Source organism: Chryseobacterium sp. Leaf404 (assembly GCF_001424145.1).
Lineage (GTDB): Bacteria > Bacteroidota > Bacteroidia > Flavobacteriales > Weeksellaceae > Chryseobacterium.
In genome coordinates this window covers 1-3,453 of record NZ_LMQM01000008.1, presented here as the reverse complement: position 1 = coordinate 3,453, position 3,453 = coordinate 1, and the positions used below count along the sequence as shown (strand labels likewise).

The window sequence follows — 3,453 nt, the reverse complement described above, 5'->3', positions numbered from 1 at the left end:
TAATGTTAATAATACCATCAAGATTATCATCGCAGAGATTTGCATTGAAGTTGGCAGTATTGATATTTGGAGACGGATTTACAGATAAAGTGATCAGAGTAACTTTGGAACATCCGTACTGTGAGGTTACTTTGGCGTAAACTGTACCTCCTGCCGAAGGATATGCAGTTGGCACTGAGATTGGGATCGATAGTGCTGCATCTGAGAAATAAGTAACTGTTGCTCCCGGTGCTGTCGTTAAGACAGGAGCTGTGAGATCAAACAGAGCCTGTCCGGTTGCTCCAGCGCAGGCATTTATTGATGCATTATTAGCAGTAAGCTGATCCAGAGTTAAAGTTAGTTTCGCAACATTGGCACATCCGGCTGTGCTTTGAAATCTCAGATAAAAAACCTGAGTTGGCGATATGGTTTGATTGGCAGCAATAGCACCAGTCGCATTTTGAGCGTTCGCTAAGGTGCTGTAAAATGTTACAGAAACTGCTGGATCTGTACTGAAATTGTTTTTATAATTATTCAAATCTACATTTTCAGTAACATCCCAGTTAGTGTCACAAACGAATGTACTGAAATCCTGGGTTGACAGTGCGATTTTGTTTCCTATGGTGAAATTGATTTGCCCAAAGAGCGGAGGGCAGCCCGCAATAGATTCCACTCTCACATAAACTGTAGTATTTGTTGAATAAGACCATATTATGGGCAGTATGTTATTGTTGCCAATATTGGCATCAGCCTGATCGAGGTAGTATTTTACACTGAAGCTACCGGGATTGGTTACGATTTGTGGGGTAATAGTTGAAAAATCTACATTTATAGTTCCATCTAAATTATCATCACAAAGATTAGCATTAAAATTCGCTGTATTGATATTTGGTGTAGGATTTACCGTGAGAGTAAGCAAAGCAGAATTGAAACAGCCATACATAGAAATGATTTTCGCATAAGCAACACCTGCGGGTGAGCTGTAGCTGGTGGGCACTGAAATTGGTACAGTGAGTCCTGGATTGGAGTAATAGGTAACTGTAGCTCCGGGATCTGTAGTCACGGATGCTGATGTAAGGTCAAAAATTCCTGTTGTACCAATGGTGTTGCAGGTTGTTACTGTTGCATTGTTTACCTGAAGCACATCAATATTAAAGTTTACCTGGAAATATTGAAAGGCGGCAGGACTTCCATTTCCTTCAATATAATAAGAGAATGAATCTGTGACATCATTTATTAAACCTGGAACCGGCGTGTAAGAAATCTGCCCTGTTACATTATTTACAGATACAGTTCCTAAACTTGGTTGAGAGGTAATTAATGTTTGGCTTTGATTAATCTGTTGGGTAGAATTCGTTAATGCTGGAGTTATAATTTTTGTATTGCAGTTGCCAATATCAAATGTAGTTGTAACAATGGGTGGGCAAGAGACGTAGTTGTACACCGGGGTGACTTTAGTGTCACAATTGTTTTTGGTAATCGAGCAGGTATAGTTGCCGGCACCGTATAGTTCAGGATTAATAAAATATGTGGTGGCACCAGGAATTGCGACTCCGTTCAAATACCATTGATAAGAATCAAAACTACTGTCAACCTGCAGAGTAATTCCGGTGAAACAATCTCCTGTCTTTACAATTGAAGGCACGGTTGAGAATCCTGAAAAAAATCCGCCATAGCCCACTGCGCCACTTCCACCAATAATTCCTGCAGTTACAGATTTTGTAGAATTAACGGTAATGTTTCCGCTTACATTGGGAACAGAATATGAGACCCAATTCGGATTTCCTGATACGGGATAGGGACCATCCGATGAAGCAATAGCATTCCCGTTTAAAGTTACTGTAGCTCCCGACTGTGTAATAATGTTCAGTTTGGTATCATAAACTGTGTTCCCAATTTTGTTAATCATTCCAATTTCATCCACTTTATTTGGGAGAAAACAGTTTACCGGTGGGATGTAATTAAACCCTCCCGTTGCTGTAATAGTACCGCTGGAAACACCGGCCAAAAGCTGGTAGACATAAATATTCTTGGTTGATGAAATTCCAATATTGTAGTGATTGCCACCCTGGTTGATGTATGATCCGCTTTCAATGAGTTTGTATTGTCCTGCATTTAAAGTAACTCCTGATGCGACACCATTTACACTATAAGTAGTATTATCTTCAGTGGCCACAATCAGAACTTTTTCCATCTGCGAACTTATGGGTCCATTCCCTTTTACCACAACAAAGTCCTTTCCAAGTCTTTCTACAGGTACAGACTGATCCATAAGAATGTCGGCACCGTTATAGGGTTGGTTTATGTAAAAACCATTATAATTCCCATTGGTAACGGATATGGGTTTGTCGGATTCAATTTTGGCACCCACTAATCCTGTTAGATTTGCGATTCCATCGAGACTTACTGTTTCCAAAATATACGATTGTCCTTTATTTAAAGTGAATGTTTTGGTAGGCGATGATGTTCCGTCGGCAAAAACAACAGCAGGATTGTATCCTGACACAGTTACGGTAGTATTGTTCTCTGTGGCAGTTACTCCTATAGTAGAATTTGTAAAATCATTTTGGGCTGTAAGAGGAGCCATGGCGGCATAAAATTTTGTTCCGAGACCAGCAAGCCCTTTGGAAGTTATAATTTCCGCATGATTGGTTATAGAAAATCGGAAGGTAGCATAGAATTTTTTTTCTCCTTTTAAGTAAAATCCTTTATTGCTGACATTCATTATAAAGTTTTGATTTGCTATCATCATATAGTCTGCAGGCACAATAAATTGTACAGGATTATTTTTACTTACAGTGGTTGACATGTAAAATACATTACCGCTGTAAATATCTATCTGAAACGGTGTAGTTTCATTTGTCGATAAATAAAAAAATGATTGCGGTGCACTGAGACCAGTCCTTGCAGCCATAGGTGCAAACCAATGTTCCGTATCCAGCTGGGCGTTTATTGTTACACAGATAAATGTAAATACTGTTAGTAAAAATTTTTTCATTTCTTCATCGATTAAGGGAAAAACAAATCTACATATTAATACTCAAACTTCACTGTTTTTTCTCTTTTTTTTTCATTAATAAGGGATATAGTTGTTGTAATTCTAATAAATCTTTTATATTGTAACAGATTTAATAAATGAAAAATCCCGATGAAATTCATCGGGACTGGTATTTTGAAAACTCAAAATTTTATTCTCTATTCTTGATTAATAACCAACCAGAATATGAAACTGGCAACTTCGTATCAGGCTCTGTCCATTTGATGATGTACCAGTATGTTCCGGTTGGGAGGTTTCTGTTTCCGGCTTTTCCGTCCCATTTGTAATTTTTTCCTGAAGATTTGAAGAGAGGCGCCCCATATCTGTCTACTACCTCGATGCTTACGTCCTGTTTGATCTGAAGGTCGGTGTAATCCAGGTAGTCGTTATGGCCGTCGCCATTCGGGGTGATTGCGTTGATTAAATTGATGATCAGA

Annotated in this window: 2 protein-coding genes; both read right to left on the bottom strand. The window is 38.8% G+C overall.

The features are described from left to right. Nucleotides 1–2,977: IgGFc-binding protein (locus tag ASG31_RS05660; RefSeq protein WP_056029060.1), on the bottom strand; the 2,977-nt coding region annotated here is incomplete at its 3' end. Nucleotides 2,978–3,167: 190 nt separating this feature from the next. Beyond that, a partial coding sequence (locus tag ASG31_RS05655; RefSeq protein ID WP_056029058.1) for a T9SS type B sorting domain-containing protein occupies nucleotides 3,168–3,453 on the bottom strand: 286 nt, incomplete at its 5' end.